Annotated in this window: 18 protein-coding genes; 10 read left to right on the plus strand and 8 right to left on the minus strand. The window is 41.4% G+C overall.

Features of this window, described 5'->3' with window-relative positions:
* Positions 1 to 76: 76 nt before the first annotated feature.
* The 6 genes from LIZ08_RS05555 to LIZ08_RS05580 form a co-directional block, all read right to left on the minus strand.
* Entirely contained in the window at positions 77 to 445 is a 369-nt protein-coding gene (locus LIZ08_RS05555) for a DUF956 family protein (protein WP_023920226.1), read from the minus strand.
* An 80-nt stretch (positions 446 to 525) separates the two neighbouring features.
* A complete protein-coding gene (locus tag LIZ08_RS05560) occupies positions 526 to 1,437 on the minus strand; it encodes a PTS system mannose/fructose/sorbose family transporter subunit IID (protein WP_049471730.1) in 912 nt (303 codons plus the stop codon).
* Positions 1,438 to 1,455: 18 nt separating this feature from the next.
* Positions 1,456 to 2,259, minus strand: coding sequence for a PTS mannose/fructose/sorbose transporter subunit IIC (locus LIZ08_RS05565; RefSeq protein ID WP_227038449.1), 804 nt, complete (start codon positions 2,257 to 2,259; stop codon positions 1,456 to 1,458).
* A gap of 27 nt (positions 2,260 to 2,286) precedes the next feature.
* Positions 2,287 to 3,276 carry a PTS sugar transporter subunit IIB gene (locus tag LIZ08_RS05570; RefSeq protein ID WP_003003964.1) on the minus strand — a complete coding sequence of 330 codons (990 nt, stop codon included), beginning with the start codon at positions 3,274 to 3,276 and terminating at the stop codon, positions 2,287 to 2,289.
* A gap of 375 nt (positions 3,277 to 3,651) precedes the next feature.
* Positions 3,652 to 4,674: an alcohol dehydrogenase AdhP gene (gene adhP / locus LIZ08_RS05575; RefSeq protein WP_227038450.1), complete on the minus strand. Its 1,023-nt coding sequence runs from the start codon at positions 4,672 to 4,674 to the stop codon at positions 3,652 to 3,654.
* A 189-nt stretch (positions 4,675 to 4,863) separates the two neighbouring features.
* Complete coding sequence (locus LIZ08_RS05580) at positions 4,864 to 5,676, minus strand: Cof-type HAD-IIB family hydrolase (RefSeq protein WP_049471729.1); 813 nt, start codon at positions 5,674 to 5,676, stop codon at positions 4,864 to 4,866.
* Between the two features lie 175 nt (positions 5,677 to 5,851).
* Between LIZ08_RS05580 and LIZ08_RS05585 the strand changes: the two genes are divergently transcribed.
* From LIZ08_RS05585 to brpA, 4 genes are all read left to right on the plus strand, one after another.
* Positions 5,852 to 7,273, plus strand: coding sequence for an NCS2 family permease (locus tag LIZ08_RS05585; RefSeq protein ID WP_227038451.1), 1,422 nt, complete (start codon positions 5,852 to 5,854; stop codon positions 7,271 to 7,273).
* A gap of 384 nt (positions 7,274 to 7,657) precedes the next feature.
* Complete coding sequence (gene tsaE, locus LIZ08_RS05590; RefSeq protein WP_061591180.1) at positions 7,658 to 8,113, plus strand: tRNA (adenosine(37)-N6)-threonylcarbamoyltransferase complex ATPase subunit type 1 TsaE; 456 nt, start codon at positions 7,658 to 7,660, stop codon at positions 8,111 to 8,113.
* The gene (locus tag LIZ08_RS05595) at positions 8,106 to 8,636 is read left to right on the plus strand and encodes a GNAT family N-acetyltransferase (protein ID WP_049474383.1); all 531 of its coding nucleotides are present in this window, start codon (positions 8,106 to 8,108) and stop codon (positions 8,634 to 8,636) included. The genes tsaE and LIZ08_RS05595 overlap by 8 nt, the downstream gene beginning before the upstream one ends.
* A gap of 13 nt (positions 8,637 to 8,649) precedes the next feature.
* Complete coding sequence (brpA, locus tag LIZ08_RS05600; RefSeq protein WP_155125301.1) at positions 8,650 to 9,843, plus strand: biofilm formation/cell division transcriptional regulator BrpA; 1,194 nt, start codon at positions 8,650 to 8,652, stop codon at positions 9,841 to 9,843.
* A gap of 21 nt (positions 9,844 to 9,864) precedes the next feature.
* On the opposite strand, the gene LIZ08_RS05605 is transcribed toward brpA, so the two are convergent.
* Both LIZ08_RS05605 and LIZ08_RS05610 read right to left on the minus strand, forming a co-directional pair.
* A complete protein-coding gene (locus tag LIZ08_RS05605) occupies positions 9,865 to 10,155 on the minus strand; it encodes a hypothetical protein (RefSeq protein ID WP_227038452.1) in 291 nt (96 codons plus the stop codon).
* Between the two features lie 12 nt (positions 10,156 to 10,167).
* Positions 10,168 to 10,581 carry an HIT family protein gene (locus LIZ08_RS05610; protein ID WP_003012582.1) on the minus strand — a complete coding sequence of 138 codons (414 nt, stop codon included), beginning with the start codon at positions 10,579 to 10,581 and terminating at the stop codon, positions 10,168 to 10,170.
* 67 nt (positions 10,582 to 10,648) lie between these two features.
* Between LIZ08_RS05610 and LIZ08_RS05615 the strand changes: the two genes are divergently transcribed.
* The 6 genes from LIZ08_RS05615 (at position 10,649) to nusA (ending at position 15,663) form a co-directional block, all read left to right on the plus strand.
* A complete protein-coding gene (locus tag LIZ08_RS05615; protein ID WP_070589996.1) occupies positions 10,649 to 11,380 on the plus strand; it encodes an ABC transporter ATP-binding protein in 732 nt (243 codons plus the stop codon).
* On the plus strand, positions 11,377 to 12,432 hold the full coding sequence (locus LIZ08_RS05620) for an ABC transporter permease (protein WP_227038453.1): 1,056 nt from the start codon (positions 11,377 to 11,379) through the stop codon (positions 12,430 to 12,432). Before LIZ08_RS05615 ends, LIZ08_RS05620 begins: the two co-directional genes overlap by 4 nt.
* A gap of 40 nt (positions 12,433 to 12,472) precedes the next feature.
* The gene (gene ccrZ / locus LIZ08_RS05625) at positions 12,473 to 13,267 is read left to right on the plus strand and encodes a cell cycle regulator CcrZ (protein WP_003003852.1); all 795 of its coding nucleotides are present in this window, start codon (positions 12,473 to 12,475) and stop codon (positions 13,265 to 13,267) included.
* Positions 13,264 to 13,899: a tRNA (guanosine(46)-N7)-methyltransferase TrmB gene (trmB, locus tag LIZ08_RS05630; protein WP_024056398.1), complete on the plus strand. Its 636-nt coding sequence runs from the start codon at positions 13,264 to 13,266 to the stop codon at positions 13,897 to 13,899. The genes ccrZ and trmB overlap by 4 nt, the downstream gene beginning before the upstream one ends.
* Before the next feature lie 97 nt (positions 13,900 to 13,996).
* On the plus strand, positions 13,997 to 14,476 hold the full coding sequence (rimP, locus tag LIZ08_RS05635) for a ribosome maturation factor RimP (RefSeq protein WP_021154518.1): 480 nt from the start codon (positions 13,997 to 13,999) through the stop codon (positions 14,474 to 14,476).
* A 44-nt stretch (positions 14,477 to 14,520) separates the two neighbouring features.
* Complete coding sequence (gene nusA, locus LIZ08_RS05640) at positions 14,521 to 15,663, plus strand: transcription termination factor NusA (protein ID WP_003010402.1); 1,143 nt, start codon at positions 14,521 to 14,523, stop codon at positions 15,661 to 15,663.
* Positions 15,664 to 15,677 lie beyond the last annotated feature (14 nt).

Here is a 15,677-nt window from a genome sequence, read left to right on the forward strand (position 1 = left end):
TCGCAGCAACCGCAGACTTTCTGAAAGAGCCTCTTAACTTACTTATCCGTTTGCGTCTATTATACAAGAAAAGATTCTATTTTGCAAATAGATTTTTAATTTTAGCCGTGATGATTTGGATCAACGTAGGAAGTTTGACAATTTTATCATTTCCTAGATGTTCCCGAGCAATCTTTAAAATTTTTCCAGAGTCTTTTGAAGCAAAGAGAAATTTTGATTCTCTGGTATAGATTTCAAAATGGCGGCTAATTTTACGTCCGGATACATTGGCTCCGATTCGCTCGATTTCTTGCCAGGGAATTTGGATGTAGTCTTCTACATTTGCATCCGCATAAAATTCAAAAGCGGCATTCCCGACTAGGATTTTTCCAACCTTTCCCCCCACTCCAAGGTAAGAAACCCCTGTAGTATGGAATTCAACGGTTTTATTCAATGATTGAGCCATGAGATCCTCCTGTATTGCTGTTCACTCCATTATATCATAATAAAAAGAAGGCCGAAACCTTCTTTTTAGTTGATCTTTGCTTACATCAAGCCAGCAACGTGTGCTAGTACACCGATTACAAAGAGAGCGATGATGATGGTGATTGGAGATACTTTTTTCTTCAACAACCACATACAAGCAAAAGTAAGAAGTAATCCCATCAAACCAGGAATCAATGAATCCAAGTTTTGTTGGAAAGTTGTAACTTTTTCAGGTGTTTGAGATAGGCCTGAACCAACTTGAGCGAAGGCTTCTTGGATACCCTTGTATCCTTCAGGAAGTTTATCCCAGTGGATATAAGCTTTGTCGTCTAATTTGACAGAAGAAACATTGAAGACGAATTTAATAGATACCCAACGTTCTACCAAGACAGCGAGCATGAACATCCCAAGGATAGAAGCCCCTTTAGTGATGTCTTGCAAGATCCCACCAGACATATCTTTGGTAATTTCAGAACCTGCTTTGTAACCAAGTTCTTGCGTGTACCACAAGAAGGCCATACGAATCGCATTCCATGCGATAAAGAAGATGAGTGGGCCAAGGATGTTACCAGACGCAGCAAGTGATGCACCAAGGGCACCAAGGATAGGACGTACTGTAAACCAGAAGACTGGATCTCCGATACCCGCCAAAGGACCCATCATACCAATTTTAACCCCTTGGATGGCAGCATCGTCAATAGCGGCACCGTTTGCTCTTTCTTCTTCAAGAGCAAGCGTTACCCCGATGATAGGAGCGGCAACGTATGGGTGAGTGTTAAAGAATTCCATGTGACGCTCAAGAGCAGCCGCTTGGTCTTCTTTCTTCGTATAAAGTTTTTTGATAGCTGGGATCAATGAGTATGCCCAACCCAAGTTTTGCATCCGTTCATAGTTCCAAGAACCTTGCAAGAAGGTTGAACGCCACCAAACCTTTTGACGATCTGATTTAGATAATTGTAATTTTTCAGTCATGATAGTGTCACACCTTTCTTAATAGTCTTCGAGAATGTCGCCAATTGGATCGTTAGAAGTAGCGGCACCGCCACCTCCATTGCCACCTTTCTTAGAAAGAGTAAGGTAGATCAAGGCAAGGGCAACACCAATTGCTCCAAGGGCGATCAAGGTCAATTGGCTAACAGCTGCAAGAGCAAAACCGATGGCAAAGAATGGCCATACTTCACGGCTCGCCATCATGTTGATAACCATGGCATAACCAACGGCTACAACCATACCACCACCGATTTGCATTCCATCAGAGAGCCATTTTGGCATTTGTTCAAGAGCAGTTTTGACAGTTTCAGCAGGAATCATCAACAAGAGGGCTGCAGGAATGGCGATACGAAGACCTTGAAGAAGAAGGGCCACAAAGTGAGCGCGTTCTACACCTTTGATATCCCCTTTTTTAGCAGCAGCGTCGGCAGTGTGAACCAAACCAACGGAAAGGGTACGGACGATCATGGTCAAGAAAAGACCAGCAACTGCAAGTGGAATAGCGACACTTTGAGCGACAGCGATTCCTTTTGTACTGAAGTCTCCCCCAAGTACCATGATGATGGCAGCAGCGACAGATGCAAGGGCAGCATCGGGTGCAACTGCGGCACCAATGTTTGCCCAGCCAAGTGCAATAAATTGAAGTGAACCACCAAGCATAATGCCAGCAGTCAAGTTACCTGTTACCAAACCGATTAAGGTACAAGCAACAAGGGGTTGGTGGAATTGGAATTGGTCAAGGATACCTTCAAGACCTGCTAAGAAGGCAACAACGACCACTAATACCATAGAAATAATAGACATGTTTAAAATCCTTTCGTAAGTAATCGATTATTGAACGTTAGCTTTGTTAATTAAGTCAAACAAATCTTTCTTAGAGTCATTTGGCACTTTACGGACGTCAAATTCAACTCCAAGATCACGCATTTTTTCAAATGTAGCCACGTCATCTTTATCCATTGACAACACATTGTTAACCATGGTTTTACCAGTTGAGTGGGCCATTGAACCAACGTTCAAGGTTTTAATCGGAACACCACCTTCGATGGCGCGAAGAGCATCTTGAGGTGTTTCAAATAAGATCAAAGCATGGGTATTTCCAAAACGTGGATCTTTTGCAACGTCGATCAATTTTTGAATTGGGACAACGTTTGCTTTCACACCATTCGGTGCCGCTTGTTTGATCAATTCCTTACGGAGTTCATCTTTAGCAACAGAATCTGAAGCAACAATGATCCGATCGGCTTTTGAATCAGGTGTCCAAGCAGTTGCGACTTGTCCATGAAGAAGACGTGTATCTAAGCGGGCAAGGTTAATCTTGAGTTTTCCATCTCCGATAACCGTTCCTTCTGGAATAGCAGCTTGGGCTACAGGAGCAGCAGTGGCTGTACTAGCTTCTTCAACAGGATTCAATTCTTCTGGAAGGGCTTTGACACCGTCTTTTGCTTCCTTGATGATGTTTGCAGCGACTTGATCAACGCCGGCATTTGCATCCATCAAACGTTCTGTATAAGCTTGAATCAACATCGGAAGGTTCAATCCTGTGATGATCGCAAATTTACGATCTGGATTTTCTCCCATGACGCGACTTGCTTGGTTAAATGGAGAACCACTCCAAAGGTCAGCCAAAACCAAGACTTCATCTTCTGCATCAAATGCGGCAACAGCTGCATTAAATTTAGCATAGAGATCATCCGGGCCTTCACTTGGCATGAACGTAACCACTTGAACTTTCTCTTGATCCCCAAAGATCATCGAGCCGGATTGGTGGATTCCAGCTGCAAATTCACCGTGGCTAGCAATAATGATACCAATACTCATTATTGACATTCCTCCTTATAAAATTTGTTTGACTTTCAGTTTAAGAAAACTTTAAGCTACTTTATTATAAATCGTTTCCACACTTAAGTCAATTTTTCTATCAAAATCTCGATGTAAAAACATTGATTTATTATATTAAATTATCGTTAGATAGAAAAAGAATGCTCTTGAATGGCTCTTGTTTATTAGTTGATGATGGCAGAAGAAAGCAATGATATGTAGGTTTCATAGGATTTGAATTTCAATAAAAATATTCCAACAATCGATCTATATCCGCAAAAATAAAAAATAAATATATAATAAATTGTAAAATAGAGTGATTGAGAGCACTCAAAAAGACTAGCCCAGTTGGGCTAGTCCTGTAGGTTCAGTTGTTTAGTTTGTAAAGTCAAGTACCATACGTCCTTGAATGGTTCCAGCTTCCATTTCGTCAAAGACTTTGACAGCATCTTCTACTGGACGTTTTTGAACGATAGGGACTACCAAGCCTTCTGCTCCAAATTGGAAAGCTTCTTCCAAGTCTTTACGAGTTCCTACAAGAGAACCAATGACTTGGATACCATCTAATACAGTTTTCACAATGCTGAGGTCCATCATTTCAGAAGGAAGACCAACTGCGACCACGCGGCCACCTGCACGAACAGAATCTACTGCTTGGTTGAAAGCTACTTTAGAAACAGCTGTTACGACAGCAGAGTGAGCTCCACCATTTGTTTTTTCTTTGATCAATCCTGGGACATCATCAACTTCGCGACCGTTGATGACAAAGTCTGCACCAACTTCTTTCGCCAATTCTAGTTTATCATTGTTGATATCGACAGCGATGACATGTGCGTTGAAGACTTTCTTAGCATATTGAACAGCCAAGTTTCCTAGTCCACCAGCTCCATAGATAACGATCCATTGTCCTGGTTCAGCTTTGGCTTCTTTGATGGCTTTGTAAGTTGTAACACCTGCACAGGTAATAGAAGAAGCTTGGGCTGGATCTAATCCTTCAGGTACTTTCACTGCGTAATCTGCAGTAACGATACATTTTTCAGCCATTCCTCCATCAACAGAGTAACCAGCATTTTTTACAGTACGGCAAAGAGTTTCGCGACCAGTTGTACAGTATTCACAAGTTCCACATCCTTCGAAGAACCATGCGACACTGACACGATCCCCAACCTTTAGGCTCTTAACATCTGGAGCAACTTCTTTAACAATACCGATTCCTTCGTGTCCAAGAACACGGCCTGGAACTTTACCAAAGTCTCCGTGAGCAACGTGCAAGTCAGTGTGGCAGACACCACAGTATTCGATTTGAACAAGAGCTTCCCCTGTTTCAAGTGGACGCATGTCTTTGTTTGCAACGATTTCAACACCAGTACCTTCTGGATTTACAACAACAGCTTTCATTTTGTTCCTCCTTAAGTGAACGAGAAGCGGTTTAGAATTTTTGAAAGCGCTTCTTTAATAACTATGTTAATAATATCACAAACTAGATGGCAAGGCAATGAAAAAAATGGAAAAATAGGAGGGTATTGATTAACCGATTAAGTATTTAGGATAGAAAAAGACATGAGGGATAGCTCATGTCTGTTCCTATTATAAGAATAATTGAATGAGTTGGCGCGCGACACCGTCCTCATTATTGGTAAAATCTGTGACGGAATCCGCGTAAGGAAGTAGGACAGAGCTCGCGTTTTTCATGGCGTATCCATGACCAGCGAGAGCTAGCATGTCGGTATCGTTGTGCTCGTCTCCAAAGGCAATCAAATCCTTCTGATCCATATTGAGTTTATCTAGAAGGTAGGTCAGAGCAGAAGCTTTGGTCACATTTTTTGGATTGCATTCCAGAATATTTAAGGGACCACCCCAAGTATTGATAGACAGATTGTAATCATAATGGCGATTCATTTCATCTGCCAGAGCATATTTGTCTTCCGCTTTCGTTTGAAAGAGGATACAGTTTGGGTCGCTCGTTACCCGCTCTGGATTGAATTGATTTTCTGGTTGGAAAGATTCAATACCGAATAATTTAGGATCTGCGACGTGCTCATTTGGATCGGTAATAAAGAATTTATTGCGGTATTCGCCTGCTATAAAGTCCGCTTGGATGGTGTCTCGGTTGGCGACCATATCTAGCAGGTATTTTTTATCTAAAGTCAAACATTGTTCATCCGCCCATTTTTTCTCAGGTAAGTGCGTAAGGGAGCCGTTAAAATTGATCATCGGAGTATCTAGCTCTAGTTGTTTGTAGTAGGTATGTGCCATACGGTAGGGGCGGCCTGTTGTAATAATGACTTTATGGCCAAGAGCACTAATTTTTTTAATCGTATCAATGGTAAAGTCGCTCAATTTGCTTTCGGAATTTAAGAGAGTGCCGTCTAGATCTAGAGCGATCATCTTTTTATGCATATTTCAGTTCCTTTCGAGAAGAATGAGACCATTATATCAGAAAAATCGGAAAAGCGCTCAAAAATCGAGAAGAGAAGTAGGATTTCTTGAAAGGCGAAAGATCTTTTGGTAAAATAGAAATAACGTTCGCAAATTGATTGGGAGCGAGAATGATGAAAAAGGAGTTTATTCTGAAATGGATAAGTTTTTTAAACTTTCAGAACATGGAACCACTGTTCGAACAGAGGTCCTTGCTGGTTTGACAACCTTTTTTGCGATGAGTTATATCCTCTTCGTAAACCCTCAAATGTTGTCACAAACAGGTATGCCAGCTCAAGGAGTCTTCCTTGCAACGATTATTGGATCCGTTGTCGGGACCTTGATGATGGCTTTTTATGCCAATTTGCCTTATGCACAAGCACCAGGGATGGGCTTGAACGCTTTCTTTACCTTTACCGTTGTATTTGGTATGGGCTACTCATGGCAAGAGGCTTTAGGAATGGTCTTCATTTGTGGTGTGATTTCATTAATTATCACATTGACAAATGTTCGGAAGATGATCATCGAATCGATTCCGACTGCTCTTCGGTCTGCTATTTCAGCGGGGATCGGGATTTTCTTGGCCTATGTTGGGATTAAGAATGCAGGATTTTTGAAATTCACGATTGACCCTCATTCCTATACAGTGGTCGGGGAAGGAGCAGATAAGGCGAATGCAACGATCTCAGCCAATGCATCTGCTGTTCCTGGATTGGTTGATTTTAACAATCCGGCTGTCCTCTTGGCTCTTGTTGGTCTTGCGATTACTATTTTCTTTGTTGTCAAAGGGATTAAGGGAGGGATTATCCTTTCTATCTTAGCAACGACTGTGCTTGGAATTCTCATCCATGTGGTTGATATCACTAAAATTGACTTTGCAAGTAACCATCTAGGAGCTGCCTTTAATGATTTAGGCACGATCTTTGGTCAAGCTTTGGGATCAAAAGGATTGGGTTCTTTGATTTCCAATACGTCTCGTTTGCCTGAGACCTTAATGGCAATTTTAGCCTTCTCCTTGACTGATATTTTTGATACAATTGGAACTTTAATCGGTACGGGTGAAAAAGTTGGGATTGTTGCGACAAATGGGGAAAACCATCAATCAGCGAAATTAGATAAGGCCCTCTATTCAGACCTTGTAGCGACTTCAGTCGGAGCTATTGCAGGAACTTCAAACGTAACGACTTATGTTGAATCTGCAGCTGGTATTGGAGCTGGTGGACGCACTGGTTTGACAGCCTTGGTTGTGGCAATCTGTTTTGCTATTTCAAGTCTCTTTAGTCCTTTGTTGGCGATTGTACCGACCGCTGCTACAGCTCCAATTTTGATTGTTGTTGGGATCATGATGTTGAGTGGCTTGAAAAATATCCATTGGGAAGATATGTCAGAAGCAGTTCCTGCCTTCTTCACCTCTATCTTTATGGGCTTCAGCTACTCGATTACACAAGGGATCGCTGCTGGATTTATCACCTATAGCTTAGTGAAAGTGGTTAAAGGACAAGCCAAAGAAGTGCACAGCATGATTTGGATTTTAGATGTTCTCTTTATTTTAAACTACGTTAGCATGGCCTTGAATTAAGCATCAGGAAAGTGCCAAAAAGGAATGGGAGTTGTCTCACATTCCTTTCAGATTGAAGACAAAGTTATACCAAAAACATTCCTTAGGTGAGTACGGACGTCAGCGAACTTCTTTGAAGTTCCATGACTAATTATTGAGCCTAAGGTCTCAATAATTCCGAGTGCCTGAAACGTTATTGTTTCAGGCACTTTTCTCACAGCGGAAAGTTTCAGTATTTTCTTAAATCGATTTAAAAATTGGAACTCAAATTTATTTTTTTTTTTGCAGAATCACTTAACTTATTTTACTTTGAAATAGTTTGTCTATCTATCTAAAAAGCAAACCGGAGTCGAACAATTTCTAAAAGAAAGAGCAGATTTTTAAAAAGTTTGGTATAATAGAGAAATGATTAGTCACAATGAAACGGAGCTGATCGCTCTAGGAAAACAGCTAGGAAAACTCATAGAAAAGCAAGACGTGATTATCTTATCAGGTGATCTAGGAGCAGGAAAAACGACCTTTACCAAGGGAATTGCAAAGGGGTTAGGGATTGATCAGATGATTAAAAGCCCGACCTATACCATTGTTCGTGAATACGAAGGTCGCTTGCCTTTATACCATTTGGATGTTTACCGGATTGGGAATGATCCAGATTCTATTGATTTAGATGATTTTCTATTTGGAGATGGTGCGACCATTATTGAATGGGGAGAGTTGATTGAGCCGAGTCTCTCGGATGCTTATCTTAAAATTTTTATCCGAAAATTAGAAGATGGGCGAGAGTTAGCTTTTGAAGCTCATGGAGCGCGTGCAGAAGCTTTACTGACATCCTTTGAGCAGGTGGAAAAAACGGATGACTAAGGAAAAGGAAGTGACAGTAGAAATTCGGCAAGCTGACAGTGCAGACGCGGCTCTTGTCGTTGATTTCTTAAATCAAGTTGGGAAAGAGTCAGATTACATGACGCTAGATGAAGCTGGAATTGGCATGTCTCCAGCAGACATGGAGCAATTTCTGATGGTGCAAGAAATGGCGGAAAATCGGATTTGCCTCTTGCTATTTCTAGATCAGGAACTGGCAGCTTTGTTAAATATCACTGCAGCTTCTCAACGGTCCATTCAGCATATTGGTGATGTCTTTATTGTGGTTCAAAAAGCTTATTGGAATCAAGGGCTTGGACAGATCTTGTTGGAAGAAGGAATTGAGTGGGCGCACTCGACCGGTGTTCTCAGGAAACTAGTCTTGAATGTCCAAGTGCGCAATGAACGAGCGGTTCACCTGTATAAAAAGTTAGGTTTTGAGATCGAAGGTTGCCAAGCTCGTGGAGCTTGTTCAGCTGAAGGAGAATTCTTAGATGTTTACCTTATGGGGAAACTGATAGATTAGAGAGAGATTCTATATGGTTAAAAAAATTATTTTGATGTTTTTGAGCTTATTGACGGTAACAGTGATTGGGATCGGGGCCTATGGCCTTACCATCCTAAACCAAACGACTGGGACTCTCAGTAAGACTTATAAGGGCTTTGGAAATGAGACCAATGTCATTGCAGAAAACAAGCCGATGACCATCCTTTTGATGGGGGTTGATACAGGTAGTGGTTCTCGGGAAGATCCTTGGGCCGGAAATAGTGATACCATGATTTTGGTGACTGTCAATCCTCAAACAAAAGAAACAACCATGACGAGCTTGGAAAGAGATATCCTAACCAATATTACTTCAGATGGCGAAACGGTCCAAGCAAAATTGAATTCGGCTTATGCTCAAGGCGGTGCCAAGTTAGCCATTAAGACCATTCAAGATCTTTTGAATATCCATATTGACCGCTATGTCATGATCAATATGAAGGGATTGGTTCAATTAGTGGATAAGGTTGGTGGTATCACGGTTAACAATCCATTTGACTTCGATATCTCGATCGAGGAAAATGAGCCAGAATATACGGCTAAGATCGCACCAGGACGTCAGGAGATTAATGGGGACCAAGCTCTCGTTTATTCACGCATGCGCTACCAAGACCCAGAAGGAGACTACGGACGTCAAAAACGACAACGTGAAGTGATCAAAAAGATTGTTGAGAAAGTTTTAAGTCTCAATAGTTTGAGTCACTACAAAGGAATCATTGAGTCTGTTAGTGACAATATGCAAACCAACATAGCGCTTGACAGTAATAGTCTTCTTCAATTGTTAGGATATAAAGATGCCCTTTCAACGATTCATCAGTACCAGCTGAAAGGAGAAGATGCCACCTTAGCAGATGGCGGAAGTTATCAGATTGTCACTTCAAAACATCTCTTGAAAATTCAAAATATCATCCGCAAAGCTTTGGGTCTGAAAGAAATTAAAACATTGAAAACCAATGCTTATCTACTGGATGGGGATGAAGATTTGAAGTCTTCTTCTTCTCAAACTGAAAATCCAGCTCCAGCATCTGGGGAAGCGCCTGTTTACCAAGAGTTTAATCAATTACCAGTTGTACCATCAACCCAGGATACGGGAGTGGTGACGCCTCAAAGTTCTGTTGCACCAGTGACACCAGTTGCTCCTGCAGCTACAGAGTCGAGCAGTGTGACACCTACGGTACCTTCAGAATAAGAAAAAAACGATTGAGTTTTCTCAATCGTTTTTACTTGGTTGCCAGATGTCTTGAATTTCTTTTAGAGAAGCTGTTGCTTGTTGACTAAATAGTTTGGTCTTGTATTGGAAATCCATTACCAATTCTTGAAGATTGGTCTTTTGGTCTTCGATAATATCCAGATTGCGTTGGATTTTTGCTAGGTTATCTTGAATTCCCTTGACCAATTGGCTGGATTCAGTCACCTCTGTTTTAATTTCTTTGCGGTTTTTTACTAGGTGGTAGCTAATGCTAGCTCCTGTTGCAAACCAAAAGAGATTTTTGAGTTTCATATGGCCTCCTTTTTAACTGTTTTTGATGGTTTCTGCGAGAACTGCTAGTTGTTCAAAATTAGGCTCGTGTTCAGTAAATGAAATGGCAAGCTCATCTTGATCGGAATAGCGAGGGATAATGTGGACATGTGTGTGAAATACGGTTTGTCCAGAAACTTCTTCCATGTTGCTGATGATATTCATTCCCTTAGCTTGGGTAGCAGCTTCTACTTTTTTAGCAACTTTAGAAACACGTGCAAATAGTTGAGCTGTGGCGGTTTCGTCCATCTCTAAGAGGTTGCGAGCGTGTTTTTTTGGAACCACTAACGTATGACCGGGTGTAACCTGAGAGATGTCCAAAAATGCGAGGACTTCCTCGTCCTCATAGACTTTGGAGGAAGGAATGTCGCCAGCTATAATCTTACAAAAAATACAATCGTCAACCATAAATACACCTCATTTAGACTAAATTTTGTTATAATATAAGAACATTATACCAGAAATCGGAGAAAATATGTTAGAAATCAACAAGTTGACAGGGGGCTATGTCAACATCCCTGTCCTGAAAGAGGTGAGTTTTTCAGTTCCGGATGGCCAACTGATTGGTTTGATTGGACTTAATGGAGCTGGGAAGTCAACCACGATTAATGAAATTATTGGTCTCCTGCATCCTTATGCTGGTGAAGTACGGATTGACGGCTTGAGTCTGCCAGAAGCTCCAACGGAATACCGCAAGAAAATTGGTTATATTCCAGAAACCCCTAGTCTATATGAAGAATTAACCTTGAGAGAGCATATCGAGACCGTAGCTATGGCCTATGATTTAGACATGGAGCAGGTCATGGTGCGCGTCCAGCCTTTGTTGGAACGATTTCGTTTGGCTGAAAAATTAGATTGGTTCCCGACCCAGTTTTCAAAAGGGATGAAGCAAAAGGTCATGATTATTTGCGCCTATGCAGTGGATCCAAGTCTTTATATTGTCGATGAACCCTTTTTGGGATTGGATCCTGTTGCAATTGCAGATTTGATTCAGTTATTGGCCGATGAGAAAGCAAAAGGAAAATCGATTTTGATGAGTACCCACGTACTGGATTCGGCTGAAAAGATGTGTGATGGTTTTGTGATCCTCCATAAAGGGCAGATCCGAGCAAAAGGGACCTTGGACGAGCTGCGTTCAACTTTTGGGGATGAGAAAGCAAGTCTAAATGATATCTACATGACCTTGACAGAAGAGGAAACAGCATGAAAGAGTTGATGAAAAAACGGCAAGAAACGTTTCGAACTCAATGTGTAAAATATAGCCGCTATGTTCTCAATGATCATTTCGTCCTCTTTATGCTGATTTTCATAGGATTTTTGGCGGTTCAATACAGCCAATTCTTACAAGATCTCCCCAAAGATACAAGCCTGATCCGCTGGAGTCTCATGATTGGTTTGCTCCTCTTGGTTCCGATAGGCTCTATTGCGACCTACTTAGAGAAGCCCGATGCTTTATTCCTTTTGGTAAAGGAAGAGGAAGTGAAACGTTATATCAAAGGGCAGGCCAAGAAGTCTTTTGTGTTTTGGTTTTTGATTCAAAGTTTTGTCCTTCTATTATTTGTGCCTCTTCTTCTGGCAACGGGGCTGGATAAACTTGCTATTGTAGCTTATATCCTTGTCTTAGGAGTGGCTAAAGGGGCTGTTTTTAGCTGGAAGGAAGCGCGCTTCTACCAGGATGGAAATTTGAATTGGAACTTGGCCATTGCTCGTGAGAATGCAAGGAAACAATTGATTCTTCGTTTCTTTGCCTTGTTTACAACGGTAAAAGGTATTTCCAACAGTGTCAAAAGAAGAGCTTACTTGGATGGTTTCTTAGGGCTTCTTCCCAAGACACATGGCAATACGTGGCTGCACTTATATATGCGCTCCTTCCTACGGAATGGAGATCTTTTCTCTATGACTCTACGACTCTTGGCTCTTTCCATTCTCGCTATCATCTTTATTCCCCAGCCTCTCGTAGTGATTGCGCTTGTAGCCTTGCTAAATTACTTAATTATTTTTCAATTACTGGGGCTTTACAGTGCTTTTGATTACCAACCCTTGACCCTCCTTTTCCCGATGAAAAAGGGCAGTAAAAAGGCAGGGTTGAACAAAACGATTCAGCTGATCATGGGGATGATAACGGTGATAGAAGGAGGAATTGGCCTGGTCTTTATTTCAGATAAAGTCCTGTTGTTAGGCCTACTGGCTTATACAGTTGCTTTAATCCTACTCTATCTTCCATTTAAGATGGCGCGCTTGGTTGACGAAAGTCGTTAAAATTAGTAAAATAGATTGGAAACTTTTTACGGAGGAAAAGATGGACTCGAATGAAAAAGAGCTAAGCCTCACCCCAATTCCTGGGAAGAGTGGGAAGGCCTACATGGGGACCTACCCAGATGGTGGGCGCGTTTTTGTAAAAATGAATACGACCCCAATCCTTGCGGGTCTAGCAAAAGAACAGATTGCTCCTCAATTGTTATGGAGTCGACGATTGCCAGATGGAAATGTGATGAGTGCCCAAGAATGGTTGAATGGGGAAATTCTCACGCCAAATGGGATGTCAAAAAAACAAGTGGTCAATATTTTAACGAGATTGCACCGTTCTAGACCTTTGATGACCCAATTGAAAAAACTTGGCTATCCTGTGGAATCTCCATTAGAATTGCTCAATTCTTGGAGCAACCGGTTGCCAATTGCCCTACGTCAGAACCACTATATCCAATCAGTCGTAAAGAATTTACGTAAGACAGTGCCTGCCTTTCGGGAGGATTATGCGACGATCGTTCACGGGGATGTTCGTCATAGTAACTGGATTGAGACAGAGAGCGGCTTGATTTATCTAGTCGATTGGGACTCTGTTCGTTTGACAGACCGGATGTTGGATGTGGCGCATATCTTGAGTCACTATATCCCAGATTCTAATTGGCGCGATTGGTTAGGCTATTATGGCTACAAGTACAATCAAAAAGTATTTGATAAACTCTATTGGTTTGGTCAATACTCTTTCTTGTGCCAAATTGCTAAATACTATGAAAATAATGATTTAGAAAATGTCAATCGCGAGATCTATGCTCTGCGCAATTTCCGGTTGAAATATGGAAAGGAAATATGAGAGTTAGAAATCGCAAGGGAGCGACTGAATTATTAGAAGCGAATCCGCAATATGTGGTCCTAAATCCAGAAGATGCCAAGGGAAAGTGGCATGAAATTTTTGGGAATGACCATCCTATTCATATCGAAGTGGGTAGCGGAAAAGGGGCCTTTATTACTGGGATGGCCAAGGCCAATCCAGAGATCAACTACATCGGAATTGATATTCAAAAATCGGTCTTGAGTTATGCTTTAGATAAGGTCTTAGAAGCTGATGTTCCTAACATTAAATTGCTTTGGGTAGACGGAGATAGCTTGACCAACTATTTTGAAGATGGGGAAATTGATCAACTCTATCTGAATTTTTCAGATCCTTGGCCTAAGAAACGTCATGAGAAGCGTCGCTTGACTTACAAGACCTTCTTGGATACCTTCAAGCAAATTCTTCCAGAACATGGGGAGATTCACTTTAAAACAGATAATCGAGGTCTGTTTGAATACAGTTTGGTGAGCTTTTCACAGTATGGTATGACTTTGAAGGGAGTCTGGCTAGACCTTCATGCTAGTGATTTTGAGGGGAATGTCATGACGGAATATGAGAAAAAGTTCTCAAGTAAAGGACAGGTCATTTACCGTGTAGAAGCACAGTTTTAGCATATTCCTTGCAATCATTGGGGAATCGTGTTATAATACCTTAAATGAATAGAAAAGGAGAGGCGGGGAAATATCTTCGCCTCTTATCTATGAGGAGGTGGCAACCATCGCAACGATTGTTGACTTAGTAACAGAAGTGATTCAGCCTGCCATCAAAGAACCATTTGAATTGGTCGATGTTGAATATGGCAAAATGGGTGGTGACTACGTCTTAAGCATTTTCGTAGACAAACCAGAAGGGATCACACTGAATGATACAGCGGATTTGACAGAAATCATTAGCCCGCTATTGGATCAAATCAAACCAGATCCATTTCCAGAACAGTACTTTTTAGAAGTTACCAGTCCTGGCTTGGAGAGACCTTTGAAAACCAAGGAAGCACTCGAGGGAGCTGTTGGCAAGTATGTCAATATCAGCTTGTATAAGGCTGTTGAAAAGCAAAAGGTCTTTGAGGGGAACTTGGTAGGTTTTGAAGAGGATGTTTTGACCATTGAGTATATGGATAAAACACGAAAGAAAACTGTAGAAATTCCTTATAACCTTGTGTCCAAAGCAAGGTTGGCTGTAAAATTGTAACAGAATGAAAGAAAGGATGCCTTTATAGTAGAGGCAAGAAAAACATGAGTAAAGAAATGCTAGAAGCCTTCCGCATTTTGGAAGAAGACAAAGGGATCAAAAAAGAAGATATCATCGAAGCCGTCACAGAATCATTGCGTTCAGCTTATCGCCGTCGTTATGGACAATCAGAAAGTGCAGCGATTGAATTCAATGAAAAAACTGGAGATTTCCGTGTTTATACGGTTCGTGAAGTGGTGGATGAAGTCTTTGATAGCCGTTTAGAAATCAGCTTGAAGGATGCCTTAGCCATTAGCTCTGCTTATGAGTTGGGGGACAAGATCAAGTTTGAAGAAGCACCAGCTGAATTTGGTCGTGTAGCAGCTCAATCTGCTAAACAAACGATCATGGAAAAAATGCGTAAGCAAACGCGCACCATCACCTATAACACTTATAAAGAACATGAAAATGAAATCATGAGTGGAACGGTGGAGCGCTTTGACAATCGATTTATCTATGTCAATCTTGGTTCAATCGAAGCACAATTGTCTAAGCAAGACCAAATTCCAGGAGAAGTATTCCAATCTCATGATCGAATTGAAGTATTTGTCTACAAGGTAGAAGATAATCCACGTGGTGTCAATGTCTTTGTTAGCCGAAGCCACCCTGAAATGATCAAACGTTTGATGGAACAAGAAATTCCTGAAGTCTACGATGGAACTGTTGAGATTATGAGTGTAGCGCGTGAAGCTGGAGATCGTACAAAAGTTGCGGTTCGTAGCCATAATCCAAACGTAGATGCGATTGGGACTATCGTTGGTCGTGGTGGATCGAATATTAAAAAGATTACCAGCAAGTTCCACCCAGCTCGATACGATCAAAAATTAGACCGTATGGTTCCGACAGAAGAAAATATCGATGTCATCGAGTGGGTTCCAGATCCAGCTGAATTTATCTACAATGCGATCGCTCCTGCAGAAGTGGACCAAGTTATTTTTGATGATGAAGATAGCAAACATGCTCTCGTTGTGGTTCCAGACAACAAATTATCTCTTGCTATTGGTCGTCGTGGTCAAAACGTTCGTTTGGCGGCTCATTTGACTGGTTACCGCATCGATATCAAATCTGCAAGTGAGTTCGAAGAAATGGAAGCAGCTCAAGAAACTTTTGAAGACCAAGTAGAAAGTGGCGAAGAGCAAGTCGACTAAGTGAGGGAGGGAAA

Source organism: Streptococcus sp. 210928-DFI.4.42, assembly GCF_020554365.1.
Lineage (GTDB): Bacteria > Bacillota > Bacilli > Lactobacillales > Streptococcaceae > Streptococcus > Streptococcus parasanguinis_S.

What these genes read in the sequence shown, in the direction of transcription:
- LIZ08_RS05615 (WP_070589996.1), top strand. Translation starts at nt 10,649, where the DNA reads ATGTTAGAAATCAACAAGTTGACAGGGGGCTATGTCAACATCCCTGTC.
- LIZ08_RS05555 (WP_023920226.1), bottom strand. Translation starts at nt 445, where the DNA reads ATGGCTCAATCATTGAATAAAACCGTTGAATTCCATACTACAGGGGTT.
- LIZ08_RS05580 (WP_049471729.1), bottom strand. Translation starts at nt 5,676, where the DNA reads ATGCATAAAAAGATGATCGCTCTAGATCTAGACGGCACTCTCTTAAAT.
- LIZ08_RS05560 (WP_049471730.1), bottom strand. Translation starts at nt 1,437, where the DNA reads ATGACTGAAAAATTACAATTATCTAAATCAGATCGTCAAAAGGTTTGG.
- LIZ08_RS05570 (WP_003003964.1), bottom strand. Translation starts at nt 3,276, where the DNA reads ATGAGTATTGGTATCATTATTGCTAGCCACGGTGAATTTGCAGCTGGA.
- LIZ08_RS05585 (WP_227038451.1), top strand. Translation starts at nt 5,852, where the DNA reads ATGGATAAGTTTTTTAAACTTTCAGAACATGGAACCACTGTTCGAACA.
- trmB (WP_024056398.1), top strand. Translation starts at nt 13,264, where the DNA reads ATGAGAGTTAGAAATCGCAAGGGAGCGACTGAATTATTAGAAGCGAAT.
- tsaE (WP_061591180.1), top strand. Translation starts at nt 7,658, where the DNA reads ATGATTAGTCACAATGAAACGGAGCTGATCGCTCTAGGAAAACAGCTA.
- adhP (WP_227038450.1), bottom strand. Translation starts at nt 4,674, where the DNA reads ATGAAAGCTGTTGTTGTAAATCCAGAAGGTACTGGTGTTGAAATCGTT.
- ccrZ (WP_003003852.1), top strand. Translation starts at nt 12,473, where the DNA reads ATGGACTCGAATGAAAAAGAGCTAAGCCTCACCCCAATTCCTGGGAAG.
- LIZ08_RS05595 (WP_049474383.1), top strand. Translation starts at nt 8,106, where the DNA reads ATGACTAAGGAAAAGGAAGTGACAGTAGAAATTCGGCAAGCTGACAGT.
- LIZ08_RS05620 (WP_227038453.1), top strand. Translation starts at nt 11,377, where the DNA reads ATGAAAGAGTTGATGAAAAAACGGCAAGAAACGTTTCGAACTCAATGT.
- LIZ08_RS05610 (WP_003012582.1), bottom strand. Translation starts at nt 10,581, where the DNA reads ATGGTTGACGATTGTATTTTTTGTAAGATTATAGCTGGCGACATTCCT.
- nusA (WP_003010402.1), top strand. Translation starts at nt 14,521, where the DNA reads ATGAGTAAAGAAATGCTAGAAGCCTTCCGCATTTTGGAAGAAGACAAA.
- brpA (WP_155125301.1), top strand. Translation starts at nt 8,650, where the DNA reads ATGGTTAAAAAAATTATTTTGATGTTTTTGAGCTTATTGACGGTAACA.
- LIZ08_RS05605 (WP_227038452.1), bottom strand. Translation starts at nt 10,155, where the DNA reads ATGAAACTCAAAAATCTCTTTTGGTTTGCAACAGGAGCTAGCATTAGC.
- LIZ08_RS05565 (WP_227038449.1), bottom strand. Translation starts at nt 2,259, where the DNA reads ATGTCTATTATTTCTATGGTATTAGTGGTCGTTGTTGCCTTCTTAGCA.